We start from the raw sequence: 20,001 nt of genomic DNA on the forward strand, positions 1-20,001 counted from the left end.
TGAGGGCTACCTGAGACCGAGCCGCCGCGCCAGACGGGCGAGGTTGGCGCGATCCAGATCGAGGGCGGCGGCGGCCAGGGTCCAGTTCTGGCCGTGCTGTTCCAGCGCCAGGGTGATGGTCTGGCGCTGGAAGGCGTCCGTGGCCTCGCGCAGGGAGGTGGGGGGCAGGGCGGTATCCTCCTCGAGCAGGGGCGCGGTACCCAGCGGCAGGCCGAGCTGATCGCTGTCCAGGGTCAGGATACCGCCGCGTTCCTCGCTGCCGGCATGGGCCTTGAGCGCCGCCCGGCTGATGAGGTGGGAGAGTTCGCGCACGTTGCCCGGCCAGTCGTAGGCCAGCAGGGTGCGCTGCGCCGTGGACGTCAGCCGCAGGCCGCGCAGGCCCAGGCGGGCGCGATTCTGCTCCAGGTAGAAACCGGCCAGCAGCAGGACGTCGCGGCCGCGCTCGCGCATGGCCGGCACGGCCAGCGGATAGACGCTCAGGCGATGGTAGAGGTCGGCGCGAAAACGTCCGGCACGTACGCACTTGGCCAGGTCGCGATTGGTGGCGGCGATGATGCGCACGTCCACCTTGAGATCGCGATCCGAGCCCAACCGCTGCAACTGGCCGCTCTGCAGCACCCGCAGCAGCTTGGCCTGCACCGTCAGCGGCAATTCGCCCACCTCGTCGAGAAACAGGGTGCCGCCGTCGGCCAGTTCGAAGCGCCCGCGGCGGTCGCTCACGGCGCCGGAAAAGGCCCCGCGCACATGGCCGAAGAGTTCGCTTTCCACCAGGGCCTCGGGCAGGGCCGCGCAGTTGAGGCTGATCAGCGGCCGCTGCTGGCGCAGGGAGCGCGCGTGCACGGCTTCGGCCACCAGTTCCTTGCCGACTCCGGTCTCGCCGGTGATGAGCACCGTCAGGTCGCTGGCCGCCACGGTCTCGATCTCCTGCCGCAGGCGCAGGCTAGCCGGACTCTGGCCGATGAGTTCGCGGGGCCGCTGGTGCCCTACCGATTGCTGATAGGCCACGGTCAGCTCGTGCTCGCTGACGATGCGGGCGGAGAGCTGGCCGATGCGCTCGGCGGCGGCCACGGTGGCGGCCGCCAGCCCGGCGAAGGCGGCGAGGGCGGTGAGATCCTCGGGCCGGGCGTTCTGCGCCTGCAGCGAATCCAGGGTCAGCAAGCCCCAGAGCTGGTCCTGCACATAGAGCGGACAGCCCAGGCAGTCGTGGACCTCCAGGTGCCCCTGCACGCCTTCCACCAGGCCATCGTAGGGATCGGGCAGGTCGCAATCGACGGCGAAGCGGGTCGGCGCGCGACTCGCCAGCAGCAGCGCCAGGCGCGGGTGTTCGCCGACCTTGAAGCGCCGGCCCAGGGTGTCGGCCGCGAGACCCCGTACTGCCAGGGGCACCAGGACATCGCCGTCCAGGCGCAACAGGGCCACCGCATCGAAGGGCAGGACTTTGCGCAGGGCATCGAGCAGGCTGGCGTAGCGCTGCTGATCGGGCAGGTCGCGGGCCAGATCCGCCACCAGGGGCACCATGGCTTCGAGCAGGGTGGTACGGGTCAATTTGACCTCGGCGAGTCATATGAACCTGGTCATTATGACAAGCTCCCTGGATAAAAGCCTGATCTGGCGCACCTTTTCGGTTGGCACGACTCGTGATACGGCCAGGGCAGTCCTGTTTGGAGATCCCTGCCATGCTGTCATCAGACCAAAAGGCCATCATCAAGGCCACCGTTCCCCTGCTGGAAACCGGCGGGGAAGCCCTGACCCGGCATTTCTACGACAGATTGCTCGGCGACAATCCCGCGATCCGCCCGCTGTTCAATGGTGCTCACCAGGCCAGCGGTGCCCAGGCCCGGGCGCTGGCCCGCGCGGTGCTGATGTACGCCCGCTACATCGATCGCCTGGATACCCTGGGGCCGCTGGTGGAGCAGATCGTCAACAAGCATGTCTCGCTGCAGGTGCAGCCGGATCACTATCCGCTGGTGGGCATCGCCCTGCTGCAGAGCATCCGCGAGGTGCTGGGGACCGAGGTGGCCACCGATGCGGTGATCGACGCCTGGGCCGCCGCCTATGGCCAGCTGGCCAATCTGCTGATCGGTGCCGAGGAGCAGCGCTACGCCGCCCAGGCCGAGGCGCCCGGGGGCTGGCGCGGCGGACGGGCGTTCCGCATCGCGCGGATCGAACCGGAAAGCGAAGAGATCAGCTCCTTCTACCTGGAGCCGGTGGACGGCCTGCCGACCAGCATCGCTCAGCCTGGCCAGTACCTGGGGCTGAGCCTGACGCTGGACGGGATCGAATACCGCCGCAACTACTCGATCTCGGCCGCCAGCGAAGGCCGTGGCTATCGCATCAGCGTCAAGCATCAGCCGGGTGGAGTGGTCTCGCGCTACCTGCATAGCGACGCCCATGAGGGCACCGTGCTGCAGGTCTTCGCGCCGGCCGGCGAATTCGTCCTGCAGGAATCGACCAAGCCGCTGCTGTTGATCGCCGGTGGCGTCGGCATCACGCCGCTGCTGCCCATGGTATCGGCGGCGCTGCCGAGCGGGCGGCCGATCCAGCTGATCCATTGCACCCGCCATGTCGGGGTGCAGGCGTTCGGGCACTGGCTGGAAGAGCAGGCCGCCCACCATCCGCAACTGCAGCTGTATTTCTGCTACAGCGAGCCGGTGGCGGAAGAGGCCTATGCCTCGCGCCTGGATCTGACGCGCTTGCAGCGCTGGCTGCCCAAGGGTCGCGACCTTGATGCCTACGTCCTCGGCCCGCAGCCGTTCATGGCCCAGGTACGCCGTGATCTGCTGGAACTAGGTGTGCCGGAAAAGCAGATCCGCCACGAGTTCTTCGGACCTGCCACGGATCTCTAAAAAAGACGCCCACTGCCGTTGGGCAGTGGGCGTCCCTTCGTGAAAACCAAGGCGCCACTTATGGGTAGCGCCTTGCGGTCCTGGCCCTAGCGACGCTGGTAGACGATGTCCTTGCTACCGCCTTCGCAGCTGCCCACCACCTTGGCGGAGGCGCTGGCGCTGCCCTTGTCCACCACCTCGAGGCTGTAGTGCGCCACCTGCTTGGCCTGCAGCTTGGCATCGATATCGGCCTTGACCGTGTCGCACGAGGTGCCGGCGGCAAAGGCACCGCCGCTCAGGGCCAACAAACCGAGGGTGATCACGACTCTACGCATCTTGCCTGTCCTTTTGCGGGGGGAGGGAGGTCTGGAATGCTGCTCAGCTGGCTTCGATACGGAAGCCGATCTTCAGGGTGACCTGATAATGAGCCACCTTGGCGTCCTGGATATGACCGCGGATTTCACCCACTTCGAACCATTCCAGGTTCTTGACCGACTTGGCCGTCTCGGCGAGGGCATTGTTAATGGCGTCCTCGACGCTGGTGGTGGAAGAGCCAACGATTTCCAGCTTCTTGTAGGTGTGATGATCGGACATGAAAACTCTCCTGGGTCAGCAATAGCGGGCGCTGCAGCGGATAGCCGGCAACGCGTTGACCGGTGTCGCGGTCGACTCGCCGGGAAGGGTGCCTCTGCCATTTGAGGCCGCGAAAGGCCCCGATAAGTTCACTGCCCAGGCTCTCGCCCACGGCTTTGCAGCACTTTCCAACGGCTCGGTAGTCACATTTCCTGAATCCGTCCATCCCAGGAGGTTGTCATGGCCCGTAACACCGATTACCAGGCGTCCATCGCCAGCATCGAGAACGAAATCAACAGCCTGCTCGACTCGCTGGCGTCGCTGAAGAAGAATGCTGCACGCGAATCCCGCAGCAGTCTGAACTCCTTCAAGAGCACCGCTCGCGAAGCCCTGCACCATTCGGGCGATTCGCTGGAAGAGGTCTATGACGACGTGCGTCGCCTGACCCGTCAGTATGGTCGCGCCGCCAGCGGCGTGGCGCGCGAACATCCCTGGGCCACCGTCGGCATCGCCGCCGGCGTGACCGTCCTGGTCGGCTGGGCGCTGCTGCGCGGCGACCACTGATCGTGGCGGCTCGAGGCATCCTCAAGAGGTGCCTCGAGCGCTAGCGCTCGGCCAGCTCGGTTCTGAGCCAGGCCGCCAACCGCTCCACCCGTTCATCCGCCAGTCGACCCGGCGCCCACAGCGCCAATTCCGCACCGGTCGCCGCAAAGCCCCAGGGCGCGACCAGTCGGCCCGCCTTCAGATCCGCCGCCACCAGTGGCTCCGGCGCGATCGCCACCCCCAATCCCGACAGCGCCGCCTCCAGCAGGTAGTAGAGGTGCTCGAAGCCCTGCCCGTACTCCAGCACCGGTGCCTCCAGGCCCTGGGTGGCGAACCACTGTGGCCAGGCCTGGGGCCGTGACAGGGTGTGCAGCAACCGTTCGGCCAGCAAGGCCTGCAGGTCGCCGTCCCGCAATCTCAGATAGGCCGGGCAGTAGGGGCTCAGCACCGGGCCGATGCGCTCGGCTGCCAGGTGATAGGGCATCACGTCCTGCGGTGGCGCCGTCTCGGTGAACAGCAGACTGGCATCCAGGCCGGCGGCGGCCAGCGGGGTGTCGTCGGTGCGGGTAGAGAGGTGCAGGCGCAACTCCGGTAGATCGCGATTGAGGCGATCCAGTCGCGGAATGAACCAGCGCGCCACCAGACTGCCCGGGCAGCCCAGCACGAAGGGCCCCTGGCGACTGCCGGCCTTGAGTTCGGCGCACACCTCGCGCAGGCGCTCGAAGACCTCGCCGCTCACCTCGCGCAGGCGTAGACCGGCTTCGGTCAGCGCCAGGCCACGGCCTTCGCGGCGAAACAGCGCCACCCCCAGTTGTTCCTCCAGTGCACGGATCTGACGACTCACGGCGCCGTGGGTCACGTGCAGTTCGTCCCCGGCGCGACTCATACCACCCAGACGAGCAGTGGCTTCGAAAGCGCGCAGGGCATTCAGGGGAGGCAGGTCGCGGGGATCGCTCATCTGTGAGAATTCCTGACGGGTCATCGCGATCTTATCGATTTATCTGCGGCACTCAAGCGGGTAAGGTGGATCCATCTTCGCAGGAGAATCCCATGACCCAGACCGCTTATCGCCAGGGCCCCGACGCTCAAGGCATGTTCGGCCAGTTCGGTGGCCGCTATGTCGCCGAAACCCTGATGCCGCTGATCCTCGATCTGCAGCGCGAATACGAGACCGCCATGGAGGATCCGGCGTTTCTCGAGCAGCTGGCCTACTTCCAGCGCGACTACGTCGGTCGGCCCAATCCGCTGTATTTCGCCGAGCGCCTGACCGAGCACTTCGGCGGCGCCAAGATCTATCTCAAGCGCGAAGAGCTGAATCACACCGGCGCGCACAAGATCAACAACTGCATCGGCCAGATCCTGCTGGCCAAGCGCATGGGCAAGACCCGCATCATCGCCGAGACCGGCGCCGGCATGCACGGCGTGGCCACCGCCACCGTGGCCGCGCGTTTCGGCCTGCCCTGCGTCATCTACATGGGCAGCACCGACATCGACCGTCAGCAGGCCAACGTCTTTCGCATGAAGCTGCTGGGTGCCGAGGTGATTCCGGTCACCTCCGGTACCGGTACCCTCAAGGACGCCATGAACGAGGCCTTGCGCGACTGGGTGACCAATGTCGCCGACACCTTCTACCTGATCGGTACCGTGGCCGGTCCGCACCCCTATCCGGCCATGGTCCGCGATTTCCAGGCAGTGATCGGTCGCGAGACCCGCGCCCAGATCCTGGAGAAGGAAGGACGCCTGCCCGACAGCCTGATCGCCTGCGTCGGCGGTGGCTCCAACGCCATGGGCCTGTTCCACGAATTCCTCGATGACCGGGACGTCGCCATCATCGGCGTCGAAGCCGGCGGCCACGGCGTCGACACCAGCAAGCACGCCTCCAGCCTCAACGGCGGGATGCCCGGGGTGCTGCACGGCAACCGTACCTTCCTGCTGCAGGACGACGATGGCCAGATCATCGACGCCCACTCGATTTCCGCCGGCCTGGACTATCCCGGCATCGGTCCAGAGCACGCCCACCTGCACGACGTGAAACGCGTGGAATACGTGCCGATCAACGACGACGAGGCGCTCAAGGCCTTCCACCAGACCTGCCGCCTGGAAGGCATCATTCCGGCGCTGGAAACGGCTCACGCCCTGGCCGAGGCCTACAAGCGCGCGCCGCACCTGCCCAAGGACCACCTGATGGTGATCTGCCTCTCGGGCCGCGGCGACAAGGACATGCAGACCGTGATGAGTCACCTGGGAGACACCCTATGAGCCGCCTGGAAACCCGCTTCGCCGCGCTGAAGGCCGAGGGCCGTGCGGCCCTGGTCACCTACACCACCGCCGGCGATCCGGACTATGACACCGCCCTGGCCATCCTCAAGGGCCTGCCGGCGGCCGGTGCCGACGTCATCGAGCTGGGCATGCCCTTCACCGATCCCATGGCCGACGGGCCGGCCATCCAAGCCGCTGCCCTGCGCGCCCTGCAGGCGGGTCAGAATCTGGCCAAGACCCTGGAAATGGTGCGCGACTTCCGGCGCGGCGAAGGCGAGACGCCGCTGGTGCTGATGGGTTACTACAACCCCATCCATCGCTATGGCGTGGAGCGCTTCCTGGCGGAAGCCGCCGAAGCGGGGGTGGATGGCCTGATCGTGGTCGACCTGCCGCCCGAGCACGATGCCGAACTGGCGCTGCCAGCCCAGGCCGCCGGTATCGACTTCATTCGCCTGACCACCCCGACGACCGACGACGCTCGCCTGCCGCGGGTGCTCAACACCAGCTCCGGCTTCGTCTACTACGTGTCCGTCGCTGGCGTCACCGGTGCCGGTTCGGCCACCACCGAGCACGTCGAGGCCGCCGTGGCCCGCCTGCGCCGCTTCACCGACCTGCCCCTGGCCGTCGGCTTCGGTATCCGTACCCCCGAACAGGCGCGGGTGATCGCCCGTATCGCCGATGGTGTGGTGGTGGGCTCGGCCTTCGTCGACCAGATCGCCAAGGCCGAGTCTTCGGGCGCTGCCATCGACGGCGTGCTCGGCCTCTGCAAGCAGCTGTCGGACAGCGTACGCACCGCACGCTAGGCCCTCGCCAGCCTTCAAAAAGACTGCCTCAGGCGGTCTTTTTTATGCCCGGACAGCCTGCAGGCTGTGCATAACTTTGTGGGCAGTCTGTTCGCTTCCGGCGCAAAGCCACGTGCCAGAAGGGCTGGGCAGGTATTGGTCCTGTTGATTGAATCCGCTACGACCTGATCTGCCGAGTCAGGCTGCGAACGCCGGACCGTTTTGCCGTCATTGCCTGACAGGTAAAGGCTGTGGATAAGCCTTGGGCAAGTTGTCAGCAACCGATCAGGCGGTTGTGGGGCAAAATTGCTCAATAAATAGCCAATCTCGTCTAGGTTGCTCAGGCGGCCGAATGCGCACTCCGCGGTCCGGTTTTCCCACATCTGCTGTGTGCGTGCCTGTGGAAAAGATGTGGGACCTGGTCTGTATGCCAGGGCTGGCAAGGCCTGCAGAGGATCGTACAAAAAATGATCAATCCTCTTTCGGGTGTTTTCCACAACCCACAATAGCGCTGCATAGGGCTGTGGATAGGTTGTTCGTCTAGTGCCAGAGGCCAGCGCTGGCGCGGCTTCCAGAGAATCGATCAAATAATGACCAGTTTTCCGGGTTATTCCCGAGTCAAGGGATTTCTGCTGCCAGTCCAAGGAGTTATCCACGTCTGCTCAGCGTCGGGCTCAGCGATCGCTGCTAAAAGCCTTGTGGATAAGTCTGTTGATTTTCTGTTTGGAAGCCTGTGTACGACAGCCGTGGCCTAGCGCAGCGTCACCTGCTGGCGCAGGCCTGTGGCCGGCAGGTTGAAGGCGCATTCCTCGAAGGTGGCCATGCGCATGCGCAGTGGCGGATTGTTGCTGTAGCCGTATTGTTCGGTGGGCATGCCGATGAAATTGGTGTCCAGCGCGCTGTTGCCGTTGCTGTCGTGGATGACCGACACGGCATAGCGCCCGGGCGGCAGCTCGAAGCGTTGCTCCTGGGTACCCGCCTGCGCGGCGAGATGGGCCTGGGCCACGGGCGTCTTGTGCGCCTTCCAGGCCGCTTCGCTGTCGAATACCGCCAGCAGCAACTGGCCCCCCGAGGCATCGACCGTCTCCACCCGTACCTGCAGTTCGGCGGCCTGCAAGAGACCGCTCAGACCGAGACCAGCGACCAGCAACAGAGACTTCATGGGCATTCCTTCAGCAGGGGGAGGGCAGCAGCCGCAGCAACTCGGCCGGCTGTTCGAAGAAGAGATCGGGTTGCTGCGCGCGCAGCGTCGTCGGGCAGCCATAGCCCCAGGCCACGGCGGCGCAGCCCAGTCCGGCGCGGCGTGCCGCCTGGAGATCGCGCAGCTCGTCACCGACATAGAGGGCCTCGGCCGGCGTGATCCCCTGGCGGTGGAGCAGGCGCTTCAGACGCCGCGCCTTGCCCAGCAGGGGGATGTCGAATTCGCCCGCGGCGAACAGGCGTCCGGCCTGGGGCAGCACCTGGTGCACGGCCGCGGCGGAGTTGGAGGTCGCCAGGCCCAGTTGCAGACCACTGGCCTGCAAGCGGTCGAGGGTGGCGGGAATCTCGGCGAAGGGCAGGACCTGATCGCCTCGCTGGACCAGCAGGCGGCGATAGTGCCGGGCGATGCGGGGCACCTGCCAGAGCGGGATGCCCAGGCTGTCGAGCAGACCGGTCAGGGAGGCGGCGCGCAGCCGGGGCCACTCGTCGGCGGCTGGCTGGCGAAAGCCATGGGTCTGCGCCAGCTCGCCGAGACAGCCCAGCAGAAAGGGCAGGCTGTCCGCCAGGGTGCCGTCGAAGTCGAAGATGACGTAGCGATAGCTCATGCGAGAGAGACGCGGTGGGCGAAGGCGCCAGCGTAGCGGTCGCCTCCCGGTTTTGCCACCGCGACGGGGTCCGGCAGGGGCGTCCCTGCCGGACAGGTCACACGCGGAAGCGGCGGATCTGGCCGTTGAGCTCCACCGCCAGTTCGGAGAGCTGCTGGCTGGCGGCGCGGGTCTGTTCGGCACCGGCGGCGGTCTGCACCGACAGATCGCGGATGCGTACCAGGTTGCGATCCACCTCGCGGGCCACCTGGGCCTGCTCTTCGGCGGCACTGGCGATCACCAGGTTGCGCTCGTCGATGCCCGACACCGACTGGGCGATGGCGGCCAGGGCGGCGTTGGCCGACTGCGCCTGCTCGCGGGTCTGGCGCGCCTGGTCGGCGCTGGTCAGCAAGGCATCGACGGTCTGGCCGGTGCCCTGCTGGATGCTGCCGATCATGCCTTCGATCTCGCGGGTGGATTCGCCGGTGCGATGGGCCAGGGCGCGGACCTCGTCGGCGACCACGGCGAAGCCACGACCGGCATCCCCGGCACGCGCCGCTTCGATGGCGGCGTTGAGCGCCAGCAGGTTGGTCTGCTCGGCGACCGAACGGATCACGTCCAGTACCTGGCTGATGTTGCGGGTCTGCTCGGCCAGCTGACGGGCCTGCTCGCTGGCACCCAGCACGTTTTCGGTGAGCACCTCGATGGCGCCCAAGGTATCGCCCAGCTGCCGCTGGCCCTGGCGCGCGGTATCGGCGGCCTGGCGCGATTCGGACGAGGTGGAGGTGGCGTTGCCGGCCACCTCGTCCACCGCCTGGCTCATCTCGGTGACGGCGGTGGCCGCCATCTCGATCTCGCTGTTCTGCTGCTGCAGGCCGTGGGCGCTCTCCTGCATGACCGCGGTCATCTCCTCGGCGGCCGAAGCCAGCTGGGTAGCGGAGTGACCCAGGTGGCCCAGGGTATCGCGCAGATTGGTCTGCATCTGCTGCATAGCCTGCAGCAGCTGGGCGGCTTCGTCGTGACCGCGGGTATCCAGGGTCTGGGTCAGATCGCCATTGGCGATGGTCCGGGCGGCGGCGACGGCCTCGGCGATGGGCCGGGTCATGCTCAGGGTCAGGCGCCAGGCCAGCAGCACGGTCAGACCCAGGGCCAGGGCGATCGCGATCCAGGTGATGGAGGTGGCCTGGGCATAGGTGTCGCCGGAGTGCTGGGAGGCGGCCTTGATGTCTTCCTGGTTGATCTTGCGCAGGGCTTCGGTGCGCTCGTTCATCTGTACGCCGAGCTGGGCCATGCTGGTCTGGATCAGGCTGCGGGCTTCGTCGAGCTTGCCGGCGCCGATCAGATCGGCCAGTTGCGCGGTGTAGCGGACATAGTCGCGATGGATCTGGCGCAGGACATCGAAGGCCTGGCGCTCACGATCGGCGCTGACGAGTTTTTCATAGCGGCCAAACCCGGCTTCGATGTCGGCATTGATGCTGTCGATCTTCTTGCGCGTGTTGGCAACGGTAGTGGCATCCGGAATGGCCAGCAGACGCAGCACCTCGACCCGGGTGCGGGCCAGTTGCAGGGCGATGTTGTCGGCTTCGACGATGCTGGGCACGTTGTTGGTCTCGATGACCTGGCCCTGGGTACGGATCTGCGACAGCTGCAGCAATCCGAACAGACCCAGACTGGCCACGAGGATGGCCAGCAGGCCGAAACACAACACGCTGCGAATGGCGAGGGAGAAGGAACGAAAGGTCACGGCGGCAGCCCCGGTGAAGAGTGAGGCTCCCTTTAACGGCTAGGGTCGCCGTGACTTGATGGTCATTCGTCTTAAATCTGATGATTGGGCAGCGGGCGTCGCCAGGCGACTAGAACTGGAAGCGCTGCACCTGGCCGCTGAGGGTCGCGGCCAGTGCCGCCAGTTGCTGGCTGGAGGCGCGGGTCTGCTCGGCACCCGCCGCGGTCTGCACCGACACGTCGCGGATGCGTACCAGGTTGCGATCGACTTCGCGTGCCACCTGGGCCTGTTCTTCGGCTGCGCTGGCGATCACCAGATTGCGCTCGTCGATGCCCGCGACCGCCTGGGCGATGACGGCCAGGGCGGCATTGGCCGACTGCGCCTGCTCGCGCGTCTCGCGCGCCTGGTCGGCGCTGGTCAGCAAGGCGTCGACGGTCTGGCCGGTGCCCTGCTGGATACTGCCGATCATGCCCTCGATCTCGCGGGTGGACTCACCGGTGCGATGGGCCAGGGCGCGCACCTCGTCGGCCACCACGGCGAAGCCGCGACCGGCCTCGCCCGCGCGCGCCGCTTCGATGGCGGCATTCAGGGCTAGCAGATTGGTCTGTTCGGCGACCGAGCGGATCACGTCCAGCACCTGGCTGATGTTGCGGGTCTGGCTTTCCAGCTCGCGAGCCTGGGCACTGGCACCCAGGACCTGCTCGGTGAGGGTCTCGATGGCGGTGAGGGTCTCGCCCAGCTGACGCTGGCCCTGAACGGCGGTATCGGCGGCCTGGCGCGAATCATTGGAGGTGGAGGAGGCGTTGCCGGCGACTTCCTCGATCGCCTGGCTCATTTCGGTGACGGCGGTCGCCGCCGATTCGATCTCGTTGTTCTGCTGTTGCAGGCCGGTAGCGCTCTCCTGCATGACCGAGGTCATCTCTTCGGCGGCGGACGCCAGCTGGCTGGCCGAATCGCCGATATGCCCCAGGGTCTCGCGCAATTGACCCTGCATCTGCTGCATGGCCTGCAGCAGCTGAGCGGCCTCGTCGTGGCCACGGCTGTCCAGCGCCTGGGTCAGGTCACCCGCGGCGATGGTACGGGCCGCCGCTACCGCCTGGGCGATGGGGTTGGCCACGCTACGCGTCAGGCGCCAGGCCAGCAGGCCGGTAAGGGTGAGGGTCATCAGGATGGCCAGCCAGGTCACGCTGTTGGAGCGTGCATAGGCTGCATCCGCATTCGCGCTGGCGGCGTGGATGTCCTGCTCGACGGCCTGGCGGAGCGTTTCTATGCAGGCGTTCATCCGCGTACCCAGCGCACCCATGCTCTGCTGCACTACGTTACGCGCCTGGTCGAGCTGACCCGCACCGGCCAGGTCGGCGATTTGCTGTATGCCCTGCATGTAGCTCTGATGCACCTGGCGCAATTCGTCCAGCGCATTGCGGCTCTTCGTCGACAGCAGCTCGTGCTGATAGCGGCCGAAGATGGCCTGCACCTCGGTGCTCAGACCGTCCAGTTTCTGGCGGGTGTTGGTCAGGCTCTGGGCATCGGGCATGGCCAGCAGGCGCAGGGTCTCGATGCGGGTGCGGGCCACCAGCAGGCTCAGATTGTCGGCCGCGATCAGGGTCGGGATGTAGCGCTGCTCCACCTGATGCCCCAATTGGCGGATCTCCGACAGCTGGTACCAGCCGAAGAGTCCGAGCGCTGCGACGAGGACCGCCAGGATGCCGAAACACAGCAGGTTGCGGGTAGCGATGGACAGGGAGCGAAGAGTCATGACGGCCTGCTAGGAGGAGGGTTCGGAGTGCGAACAGAGTCACAACTTTAGGTGATGATTTGGTGAAAAGGCCCTAGGACGGGTGCGGCAAAAGCTCGCAGTACAAAAAAGGTCGGACGTTTATTGACTTCCGTGGAGTCCTTGCGACTCCACGGAAGGACGGTGCCGGTATCCTGGTCAGTCGCCGCTGACCTGACGCAGGTGCGCCGCCGGCGCCTCTTCGCCGAGGTTGTCGAGCAGCCGCTCGCTGTACCAGTCGATGAAGTTGATCACGCCGAATTCGTAAGTCTTTGAATAGGGACCCGGCTGATAGGCCTTGGAATTGATGCCGCGCTGGTTTTCCTCGGCCAGCCGGCGGTCCTGGTCGTTGGTGGCATCCCAGACCTTGCGCAGGTTGACCGGATCGTAGTCGACGCCTTCCACGGCATCCTTGTGCACCAGCCACTTGGTGGTCACCACGGTCTCGGTCGGACCCAGCGGCCAGACGGTGAAGACGATCATGTGATCGCCCATGCAGTGGTTCCAGGAGTGCGGCAGGTGCAGGATGCGCATGGAGCCCAGGTCCGGGTCCTTGATGCGCCCCATGAGCTTCTTGCAGCCGGGCTTGCCGTCCATGGTCATGGACACGGTGCCGGCGAGCAGCGGCATGCGCACGATGCGGTTGCGCAGGCCGAAGCTGGCATGGGCGTAGGGGATGTTGTCGGCGTCCCAGCGGCTGGTGCAGGCGGCGACCTGGTCCTTGAACGCCTGGGAGGCGCGCGGATCGGTGACGTCGTCCCACTCCAGCAGGGTGTTCAGCAACTCGGGGTGGGAGCCGTTGCAGTGATAGCACTCGCGGTTGTTTTCCAGCACCAGCTTCCAGTTGGCCTGCTCGACCAGGTCGGTGCGCACCGCGACCTTGGTGTTCTCCATGTCGTACGGCTCCATGTAGTGCTCGAGCGTACGCAGAAAGTCGTCGATGGCCGGCGGTTCGTCGGCCAGGGAGATGAAGATGTAGCCGCCGGCGGTCTTGACGTGGATCGGCTTGAGATTGAAGTCGGCCATGTTGAAGTCGGCGCCCATCTCGGTGCCGGCGAACAGCAGGCGGCCATCCAGCTCGTAGGTCCACTGGTGGTAGGGGCAGACCAGCTTGGCGACCTTGCCCTTGTCGCTGACGCAGAGGCGCGAACCCCGGTGACGGCAGACGTTGTGGAAGGCGTGGACCTTGCCCTCGGCACCGCGCACCACCAGGATGGGGTTGTCGCCCAGCTGCAGGGTGATGAAGTTGCCCTTGGTGGGGATCTCGCAAGTCATGCCGGCGATCAGCCATTCCTTGCCGAAGATCTCCTGCATGTCGATCTGGAACAGGCGCTCGTCGTTGTAGAACGGCTGGGGCAGGGAGTAGGTGCGCTCGCGGGTGCGCAGCATCTCGGCCGTGGCCTTGCGGGCCGGATCGAGAGGGTCGCCCAAACTCAAGGTGCTGACGTCCATCGTACATCCTCGTGGCCACCGCGGCGGGTGGCGAAAGTGGTTGGTCACGGTATTGCAAGGCTATTGGCCGACGGGGCAGGGCCGCCGAATGACCCCGTGCTTCGCCCGTCGCGCGCTGTTCAGGTTCGGCTTGGGGCGGAGTGTGGGGCCGGAGCCGGGAGGGGGCCTTGCTCATGGGCGACATGGCCAACGCTGTTCACGACGCCCCAGCCCTTGCCATTGCTGGGCCGGTCGCCATCGGCATGTGGATGTCGCGATTGGGAAAGTGGCGGTCGTGGGGCCCTCCCAGAATCGCCGCCAATAGCCCCAGTGGCAGTCGAGGTGCGTCATGAATACCTTCCTCAACCCCGTAACTACCCAGACCTGGACCAATGGCCGCCACCCCGTGCGCTGCGTCAAGGTCATCCAGGAAACCTGGGACGTGCGCACCTTCTGCTTCACGGCCGAAATTCCGCTGATGTACTTCTTCAAGCCGGGCCAGTTCGTGACCCTGGAGCTGGAGATCGACGGCCGGCAGGTGATGCGCTCCTACACCATCTCCAGTTCGCCCTCGGTGCCCTACAGCTTCTCCATCACCGTCAAGCGCGTGCCGGGCGGCCAGGTGTCCAACTGGCTGCACGACAACATGAAGGTCGGCGACAACCTGGCTGTGCACGGGCCGGTCGGCCTGTTCAACGCCATCGACTATCCCGCCGACAAGGTGCTCTACCTCTCCGGCGGCGTCGGCATCACCCCGGTGATGTCCATGGCGCGCTGGTTCTACGACACCAACGCCAGCGTCGACATGGTCTTCGTGCACAGCGCCCGTACCCCGCGCGACATCATCTACCAGGGCGAGCTGGAGCACATGGCGGCGCGGATCGACAACTTCGCCCTGAACCTGGTGTGCGAGCGCACCGAGCACGGCGAGTCCTGGGCCGGCTATCGCGGCTACTTCGACCGCCGCATGCTGGAGCTGATGGCGCCGGACTTCCGGGAGCGCGAGATCTTCTGCTGCGGCCCCACGCCCTACATGAACGCCGTCAAGGCCATGCTCCGCGAGCTGGACTTCGACATGACCCACTACCACGAGGAATCCTTCGGCGCGACGCCGCCGGAAGCCAAGGTGGAGGCGGCCGAGCAGGCCGAAGCCGCGGCCGAGCTGCCGCCGATTCCCCTGGAAGCCCAGTGCAACGTCGCCTTCACCGAGAGTGGCAAGAGCGTCAACATCGGCCCCGGCGAAACCATCCACGGCGCCGCGGCCAAGCTCGGCCTGCACATCCCCAAGGCCTGCGGCATGGGCATCTGCGGCACCTGCAAGGTGCTCAAGAAGAGCGGCGAGGTGGTCATGGACCACAACGGCGGCATCACCGAGGAAGACGAAGCCGAAGGCTACATCCTGTCCTGCTGCAGCATCCCGCAAGGGGATGTGCAGATCGAATTCTGAGGAGGCAGGTTGGGCGGAGGTGGCTCCATCGCCGAAGCCCGACCGCGCGGATTCATCCCTGGCGACGTTGGGCTTCGCTGCGCTCGACCCAACCTAAGTACGCTGTGCGGAGCCCGTAGCGTGGACAACGGCGCAGCCTTGTCCGCGTCGCCCAAGTCCTTGTCTGGCAGCAGTGGAAAACGCTGCGCGGTTTTCCACGCTACCGACATCAGGATAAGCGCGGCGCGCTGCCCTGAAAGTCGCTAGGCCAGCCGCAGCGGCAGGTGCAGGGTGATGACCACCTCGCCCGCGCCGTTGGCGAAGCGCGCTTCGCCGCCGAAGCTTTCGCTGAGCGCCTTGACGATGGGCAGGCCCAGGCCCCAGCCGCGCTTGTCGCTGCGAGTAGAGATGAAATAGGGCGTGGCCAGGTTGGCCAGGACCTCGTCGGGAAACTGGCCGAGGTTGCGCAATTCCAGCATGACCTGATCCTCGGCCAGCCACTGGCGGACCCGGATCGGCGTTCCCGCCTCGCCGTGCTTGGCGGCGTTGAGCACCAGGTTGTCGAAGATGCGCAGGAAGGCGTATCTGTCCCACAGCACTTCCAGCTCCGGCGTCTCCAGCTGCAGGTCGAGGTGATTGGCGAACTGCAGGCGCAGATTGGTCGCGGCGTCGTTCAGCAGCGGACCCAGCACCAGCGGATCGCCGCTGAGGCGGACGCCGCCGCCCAGGCTCATGTGGCTGATGTCCAGCACGTCGGTGATCATCTGGTTCATGCGCTGCAGGTTGTCGTGCAGGGTCTGCAAGAGATCGTCGGTCCGCCGCGCCGGATTGCGCTGCATCAGGTTGACCACCATGGTCGCGGCGGTGAGCGGCGAGCGCAGGTCGTGATTGAGCGATCTCATGAAGCGTTCGAGCATGACCTTTTCCGCCTGCAGATTCTCGCTGCGGGCGATGGCCGAGTTGCGCTGCTGCTCCATGTGGCCGACCCGGGAGCTGGCCTTGAGCAGGGCGCCGACGGTGGCCAGCACCTCTTCCGGATTGATCGGGTGGGTCAGGTAGGCCTGGGCACCGGTGTTGAAGCCCTGGGCCTTGTCCCTGCCGGAAACGAAGGTGGCCGAGATGTTGATGATGGCCGGCAGCCGGCCCCATTCGCACTTGCGCTCGATGGCCTGGATCAGCTCGAAGCCGGTGGTGTCCGGCAGATTGACGTCGATGATCACCAGCTCGACGGATTCGTCGATCAGCGCCAGGCCGCTGGCACCGCTGGCCGCTTCCAGCACCTCATAGTGGCTCTGGCTGCCGAGGATCTTGCGCAGCACATAACGATTGGCCTCGGTGTCGTCGATGATGACGATACGGCGCGGGGCACTAGTCATCGGACAGGCTCCTCGCCAGGGCGCAGACCTCGGCCAGCAGCCGCTCGGCGTGATCGGGGGCGTGCTTGAACAGGATGGCGTGGCAGTAGTCCTGCAGGCGCTGGCGGCCCGCCTCGTCGAGGGGCTGGGCGGTATTGATCAGCACCCGCCGGTGCATGCTCCAGTCCATGCTGGCGAGCAGGTCCTCGCCGTTGATATCGGGCAGGTCGAGGTCGAGGATGATGATGTCCGGGCGCACCGCATTGAGCCGGTCGAGGCTGCTGCGGGCGCTGTCCGCCTCCAGCAGGACTGGATTGAGGCGTTCGAGGGTGCGCCGGACCAGATAGCGATCGCCTTCGTTGTCCTCGATCACCAGCACGGTGAGGCCGCTGAGATCGGGCTCCGGCTCGGCGGCCCGGTGGTTGGCGTAGTGGCGCGGCAGGCGCAGGGTGAAGCGACTGCCGCGGCCGACTTCGCTGTCGAGAGAGAGCTCGCCGCGCAGCAGCACGGCCAGGCGCTGCGCCAGGGGCAGGCCCAGGCCGGTGCCTTCGATATGGGTCAGGTGCGGCGAACGGATGCGCTCGAATTCCTCGAAGATCTTTTGCCGATCCGCCGCGGCGATGCCGATGCCGCTGTCTTCCACCAGGAATTCCAGGCTGGCGTCGTCGGGCTGGAACACCTGGATGCGCACCTGGCCCTGCGGGGTGTACTTGAAGGCGTTGGAGATCAGGTTGCGCAGCACCTGGAACAGTCGACTCTCGTCGGTATCCAGCAGCACCCCGGCCGGCGGCGGGGCGACGCTGAAGCTGACCTGGGGATAGCGCGGCGCCAGGGCCGTGGCGAACTGTTCGAGGCGATCGATGAAGGGCGCCAGCGCAAAGGGCTGGGGCACGATGGTCAGGCGGCCGGACTGCACCTCGGCCAGCGCCAGTAACTCGCTGACCAGGTTGGCCAGTTCCAGCGCCGCGTCGCTGATGAAGCGCACCTGGCGCTGCTGTTCGGCATTGAGCGCCCCGTCCACGCCGCTGGCGAGCAGCTTGGCGACATTCTCGATGATGTTGATCGGGGTGCGGAATTCGTGGGTCATGTTGGAGAAGAAACGGGTCTTCGCCTCGCTGGCCTCCTTGAGTTCCTGGGTGGCCTTTTCCAGCTCGGAATAGAGCGCCACCACGCCCTGGTTGGTGTTTTCCAGTTCCTTGTTGGTGACCTCCAGTTCCGACTGGCGCACCTGCAGCTCGGTGTTGGTCAGCAGCAGCTCTTCGCTCTGCAGGCGGATCTGCTGATAGGGATCCGGTGGCGGACTGCCCTGCAGCTCGGCCGTCAGTGCCTGGAGCAGCTCTGCCGCGGGAAAGGGCCGCGGCGCCTGGTACTTGCGGGCGGTGATGCAGGTACCGGCAGGAGAGGTCTGGATGTCGAAGTCGTCGAACAGCCGCTGGGCGCCGCACAGGCCGATGCCCATGCCGGTGCTGGAGCGATAGCTGCCCGCGCGGATGGCCTCCATCTCGGCGATGCCCGGCCCCTGGTCGACCGCCCGTACTTCCAGGCCGCGCAGGCGCTGGTCTTCGCCACGCAGCAGGGCGAAGTCGAAATGACCGCTGCCGGCGTACTGGTGGATGTTGCGCGCCAGTTCGGAGACCGCGGTGGCCAGGCGGATCTGCTCCAGCGCCGGCCACTCCAGGGCCGCGGCCAGGCGCTTGGCGGCCTGGCGACAGTGCACGATGTCCTGCTCGCTGTGCAGGGCGAGGGTCAGCAGGGGCAAGACGTCAGACATGCTTGAGTACCAGAACGGTGGCATCGTCGGCGGAGCGCCGGAAGTCGCGGTGCAGGAGGGCGGCGATCAGCGCCGGATGGCGCGCCCCGAGCCCGGAGTGCTCGCCCAGTCCCACCTTGGACGTCAGGCCATCGGAGTTCAGCACCAGCAGGGTGCCGGGCGTCCAGGGGTAGGTATAGGTCTGGATCCGGCCGATCCGGTAGCCTAGGGTGCCGTTGTTGGACACCAGGCTGCGTGTGGTGTTGCCCAGCAGGCGCCCGGCGATGTTGCCGATGCCGCAAAAGCTCACCTGGCCCTGATCCGGATCCAGCTCGGCCAGCGCCAGGGCGGCGCCGCGGGTTTCCATCAGCGCCTGGTGCAGATTCTCCATCAGCCGCTGCAGGGGCAGGTGCGCGCCATGGCGCAGGAACAGTTCCCGCGCCCGGCGACTGGCGGTGGCGGCCTGCTGGCCATGGCCGAGGCCGTCGCACACCAGCAGGCGGCGCCCGCTGACCGCCCAGGTGTCGCCGCAGAGCTGTTCCTCGGGGTGCGGCGTGCACAGGGCGCCATGCTGCAACCGGCTGCCGGGTGCGCCGGCCAGATGGAAGCGCGCCAGCACCACGGTGCCCTGACCCGGTCGCGAATGGATGTCGAACACATCGGACTGGCGGCGGATCGCCCCCAGGCCGGCACCCAGCGTCGCGGCCGTGCTGTAGTGATCGCTCAGGCAGCGGGCGACGTCGTGCATGCCCGGGCCGCGATCCACCGCCAGGACATCGAGCACCCCTTCGCCGCTCAGGGTAGCCAGGAGTTCGCCGTGCCCGGCATGGCGGACCAGGTTGTAGCCCAGCTCCTGGGCGACAATGGTCAGGCGCCCGAGCAGGGTTTTGTCGGCGGTGACGGTGCCGGCCAGCCGGACCAGGGCGCGCCGGGCGGCATCGACATGGACGCTGGTGCTGACCGGCAGCACCAGGCTGCACGGCTGGTCGTTCATCGCCACTTCCAGAGTTCGACGGTGGTGCCCTGGCCGGGCTGGCTGTCGATGTGGAAGTCGTCCACCAGCCGCCGCGAGCCGGACAGGCCGAGGCCCAGGCCCTTGCCCGAGGTGTAGCCGTCGACCATGGCGCGCTCGAGATCGGCGATGCCCGGGCCGTGATCGCGGATCACCAGACGGATCGCCGGCTTGCCGGCGCGCAGCGTCTCCTCGATCAGGCACTCGCCGCCCAGCCCGTAGACCAGGCCGTTGCGCGCGATCTCGCTGGCCGCGGTGACGATCTTGGTCTGGGAGATGAGGCCCAGGCGGATGGCTTCCGCCACCTTGCGCACCTGCTGACGGATCAGCACGATGTCAGTCTCCTGGCGGAGTGGAAGCGTCTGTGTCTTCGCCACCCTCTGACTCCTCCAGCGATTCGTCCGCGGCGACCATGGCTTCCAGCCGGCGCATGCCCTTTTCCATGTTCAGCGCCGTGGCGATGCCCTCCAGCGACAGCCCCAGTTCCACCAGGGTGATGGCCACCGCCGGCTGCATGCCGACCACGATCACCTTGGCGTCGAGGATGCGCGAGACCTGGGCGATGTGGGACAGCATCCGGCCAATGAAGGAATCGACGATTTCCAGCGCGGAGATGTCGATGAGCACGCCCTTGGCCCGGTGCCGCACGATCTGCTCGGTGAGGTCTTCCTGCAGGTCCAGCGCCAGCTGGTCGTGCATGTCGACCTGGATGCTCAGCAGCAGGAAGGGACCCAGCTTGAGGATCGGAATCCGCTCGATCATGG

At 66.4% G+C, this 20,001-nt stretch carries 19 protein-coding genes; 5 read left to right on the forward strand and 14 right to left on the reverse strand.

The window, feature by feature from the left end; genetic code table 11:
• Positions 1-6: 6 nt before the first annotated feature.
• On the reverse strand, positions 7-1,545 hold the full coding sequence (norR, locus tag CFE50_RS06585; protein WP_286732133.1) for a nitric oxide reductase transcriptional regulator NorR: 1,539 nt from the start codon (positions 1,543-1,545) through the stop codon (positions 7-9).
• A gap of 131 nt (positions 1,546-1,676) precedes the next feature.
• Between norR and hmpA the strand changes: the two genes are divergently transcribed.
• Positions 1,677-2,846: an NO-inducible flavohemoprotein gene (hmpA, locus tag CFE50_RS06590; protein WP_286732134.1), complete on the forward strand. Its 1,170-nt coding sequence runs from the start codon at positions 1,677-1,679 to the stop codon at positions 2,844-2,846.
• 86 nt (positions 2,847-2,932) lie between these two features.
• Here hmpA and CFE50_RS06595 read toward each other — a convergent pair whose 3' ends face one another.
• On the reverse strand, positions 2,933-3,160 hold the full coding sequence (locus tag CFE50_RS06595; protein ID WP_145008271.1) for a DUF1161 domain-containing protein: 228 nt from the start codon (positions 3,158-3,160) through the stop codon (positions 2,933-2,935).
• Positions 3,161-3,203: 43 nt separating this feature from the next.
• The gene (locus CFE50_RS06600) at positions 3,204-3,419 is read right to left on the reverse strand and encodes a dodecin (protein ID WP_007160169.1); all 216 of its coding nucleotides are present in this window, start codon (positions 3,417-3,419) and stop codon (positions 3,204-3,206) included.
• Positions 3,420-3,638: 219 nt separating this feature from the next.
• Here CFE50_RS06600 and CFE50_RS06605 point away from each other — a divergent pair, with 219 nt between their 5' ends.
• Complete coding sequence (locus CFE50_RS06605; RefSeq protein WP_007160170.1) at positions 3,639-3,962, forward strand: ElaB/YgaM/YqjD family protein; 324 nt, start codon at positions 3,639-3,641, stop codon at positions 3,960-3,962.
• A 40-nt stretch (positions 3,963-4,002) separates the two neighbouring features.
• Here CFE50_RS06605 and CFE50_RS06610 read toward each other — a convergent pair whose 3' ends face one another.
• Complete coding sequence (locus CFE50_RS06610) at positions 4,003-4,899, reverse strand: LysR family transcriptional regulator (RefSeq protein ID WP_286732136.1); 897 nt, start codon at positions 4,897-4,899, stop codon at positions 4,003-4,005.
• 92 nt (positions 4,900-4,991) lie between these two features.
• Here CFE50_RS06610 and trpB point away from each other — a divergent pair, with 92 nt between their 5' ends.
• A complete protein-coding gene (trpB, locus tag CFE50_RS06615; RefSeq protein WP_241807413.1) occupies positions 4,992-6,200 on the forward strand; it encodes a tryptophan synthase subunit beta in 1,209 nt (402 codons plus the stop codon).
• Positions 6,197-7,003, forward strand: a complete 807-nt coding sequence (gene trpA / locus CFE50_RS06620) for a tryptophan synthase subunit alpha (RefSeq protein ID WP_007160173.1) — start codon at positions 6,197-6,199, stop codon at positions 7,001-7,003. Before trpB ends, trpA begins: the two co-directional genes overlap by 4 nt.
• 730 nt (positions 7,004-7,733) lie before the next feature.
• On the opposite strand, the gene CFE50_RS06625 is transcribed toward trpA, so the two are convergent.
• The 5 genes from CFE50_RS06625 to gbca all read right to left on the reverse strand — a co-directional run bounded on the left by CFE50_RS06625 (position 7,734) and on the right by gbca (position 13,715).
• The gene (locus tag CFE50_RS06625) at positions 7,734-8,144 is read right to left on the reverse strand and encodes a DUF2141 domain-containing protein (RefSeq protein ID WP_286732137.1); all 411 of its coding nucleotides are present in this window, start codon (positions 8,142-8,144) and stop codon (positions 7,734-7,736) included.
• Between the two features lie 10 nt (positions 8,145-8,154).
• Positions 8,155-8,787 (reverse strand): HAD hydrolase-like protein, encoded by a 633-nt coding sequence (locus CFE50_RS06630; RefSeq protein WP_241807410.1) that lies wholly within the window; start codon positions 8,785-8,787, stop codon positions 8,155-8,157.
• A 97-nt stretch (positions 8,788-8,884) separates the two neighbouring features.
• Positions 8,885-10,510, reverse strand: a complete 1,626-nt coding sequence (locus CFE50_RS06635; protein ID WP_286732140.1) for a methyl-accepting chemotaxis protein — start codon at positions 10,508-10,510, stop codon at positions 8,885-8,887.
• Positions 10,511-10,619: 109 nt separating this feature from the next.
• Positions 10,620-12,245 (reverse strand): methyl-accepting chemotaxis protein, encoded by a 1,626-nt coding sequence (locus tag CFE50_RS06640; protein WP_286732142.1) that lies wholly within the window; start codon positions 12,243-12,245, stop codon positions 10,620-10,622.
• Between the two features lie 177 nt (positions 12,246-12,422).
• On the reverse strand, positions 12,423-13,715 hold the full coding sequence (gene gbca, locus CFE50_RS06645; protein WP_241807407.1) for a glycine betaine monooxygenase oxygenase subunit: 1,293 nt from the start codon (positions 13,713-13,715) through the stop codon (positions 12,423-12,425).
• A 328-nt stretch (positions 13,716-14,043) separates the two neighbouring features.
• Here gbca and gbcB point away from each other — a divergent pair, with 328 nt between their 5' ends.
• Positions 14,044-15,141: a glycine betaine monooxygenase reductase subunit gene (gene gbcB / locus CFE50_RS06650; RefSeq protein WP_027598761.1), complete on the forward strand. Its 1,098-nt coding sequence runs from the start codon at positions 14,044-14,046 to the stop codon at positions 15,139-15,141.
• A 242-nt stretch (positions 15,142-15,383) separates the two neighbouring features.
• On the opposite strand, the gene CFE50_RS06655 is transcribed toward gbcB, so the two are convergent.
• The 5 genes from CFE50_RS06655 to CFE50_RS06675 are packed head-to-tail and all read right to left on the reverse strand — an operon-like array spanning position 15,384 to position 19,999.
• Positions 15,384-16,496, reverse strand: a complete 1,113-nt coding sequence (locus tag CFE50_RS06655; protein WP_286732143.1) for a hybrid sensor histidine kinase/response regulator — start codon at positions 16,494-16,496, stop codon at positions 15,384-15,386.
• On the reverse strand, positions 16,489-18,246 hold the full coding sequence (locus tag CFE50_RS06660) for an ATP-binding protein (protein ID WP_286732144.1): 1,758 nt from the start codon (positions 18,244-18,246) through the stop codon (positions 16,489-16,491). Before CFE50_RS06660 ends, CFE50_RS06655 begins: the two co-directional genes overlap by 8 nt.
• The gene (locus tag CFE50_RS06665; RefSeq protein WP_286732145.1) at positions 18,239-19,219 is read right to left on the reverse strand and encodes a SpoIIE family protein phosphatase; all 981 of its coding nucleotides are present in this window, start codon (positions 19,217-19,219) and stop codon (positions 18,239-18,241) included. The genes CFE50_RS06660 and CFE50_RS06665 overlap by 8 nt, the downstream gene beginning before the upstream one ends.
• Positions 19,216-19,569 carry an ATP-binding protein gene (locus CFE50_RS06670; protein WP_027597259.1) on the reverse strand — a complete coding sequence of 118 codons (354 nt, stop codon included), beginning with the start codon at positions 19,567-19,569 and terminating at the stop codon, positions 19,216-19,218. Before CFE50_RS06670 ends, CFE50_RS06665 begins: the two co-directional genes overlap by 4 nt.
• A 4-nt stretch (positions 19,570-19,573) precedes the next feature.
• Entirely contained in the window at positions 19,574-19,999 is a 426-nt protein-coding gene (locus tag CFE50_RS06675) for an STAS domain-containing protein (protein WP_376749351.1), read from the reverse strand.
• Between the last annotated feature and the right edge of the window lie 2 nt (positions 20,000-20,001).

The organism is Pseudomonas sp. PGPPP4, assembly GCF_002256045.1.
GTDB classification, from domain to species: Bacteria; Pseudomonadota; Gammaproteobacteria; order Pseudomonadales; family Pseudomonadaceae; genus Chryseomonas; species Chryseomonas oryzihabitans.

Bases quoted from the DNA above. Each gene is read 5' to 3' on its own strand.
- hmpA (WP_286732134.1), top strand. From the start codon at position 1,677: ATGCTGTCATCAGACCAAAAGGCCATCATCAAGGCCACCGTTCCCCTG.
- CFE50_RS06595 (WP_145008271.1), bottom strand. From the start codon at position 3,160: ATGCGTAGAGTCGTGATCACCCTCGGTTTGTTGGCCCTGAGCGGCGGT.
- CFE50_RS06600 (WP_007160169.1), bottom strand. From the start codon at position 3,419: ATGTCCGATCATCACACCTACAAGAAGCTGGAAATCGTTGGCTCTTCC.
- CFE50_RS06605 (WP_007160170.1), top strand. From the start codon at position 3,639: ATGGCCCGTAACACCGATTACCAGGCGTCCATCGCCAGCATCGAGAAC.
- CFE50_RS06610 (WP_286732136.1), bottom strand. From the start codon at position 4,899: ATGAGCGATCCCCGCGACCTGCCTCCCCTGAATGCCCTGCGCGCTTTC.
- trpB (WP_241807413.1), top strand. From the start codon at position 4,992: ATGACCCAGACCGCTTATCGCCAGGGCCCCGACGCTCAAGGCATGTTC.
- trpA (WP_007160173.1), top strand. From the start codon at position 6,197: ATGAGCCGCCTGGAAACCCGCTTCGCCGCGCTGAAGGCCGAGGGCCGT.
- CFE50_RS06625 (WP_286732137.1), bottom strand. From the start codon at position 8,144: ATGAAGTCTCTGTTGCTGGTCGCTGGTCTCGGTCTGAGCGGTCTCTTG.
- CFE50_RS06630 (WP_241807410.1), bottom strand. From the start codon at position 8,787: ATGAGCTATCGCTACGTCATCTTCGACTTCGACGGCACCCTGGCGGAC.
- CFE50_RS06640 (WP_286732142.1), bottom strand. From the start codon at position 12,245: ATGACTCTTCGCTCCCTGTCCATCGCTACCCGCAACCTGCTGTGTTTC.
- gbca (WP_241807407.1), bottom strand. From the start codon at position 13,715: ATGGACGTCAGCACCTTGAGTTTGGGCGACCCTCTCGATCCGGCCCGC.
- gbcB (WP_027598761.1), top strand. From the start codon at position 14,044: ATGAATACCTTCCTCAACCCCGTAACTACCCAGACCTGGACCAATGGC.
- CFE50_RS06655 (WP_286732143.1), bottom strand. From the start codon at position 16,496: ATGACTAGTGCCCCGCGCCGTATCGTCATCATCGACGACACCGAGGCC.
- CFE50_RS06660 (WP_286732144.1), bottom strand. From the start codon at position 18,246: ATGTCTGACGTCTTGCCCCTGCTGACCCTCGCCCTGCACAGCGAGCAG.
- CFE50_RS06665 (WP_286732145.1), bottom strand. From the start codon at position 19,219: ATGAACGACCAGCCGTGCAGCCTGGTGCTGCCGGTCAGCACCAGCGTC.
- CFE50_RS06675 (WP_376749351.1), bottom strand. From the start codon at position 19,999: ATGATCGAGCGGATTCCGATCCTCAAGCTGGGTCCCTTCCTGCTGCTG.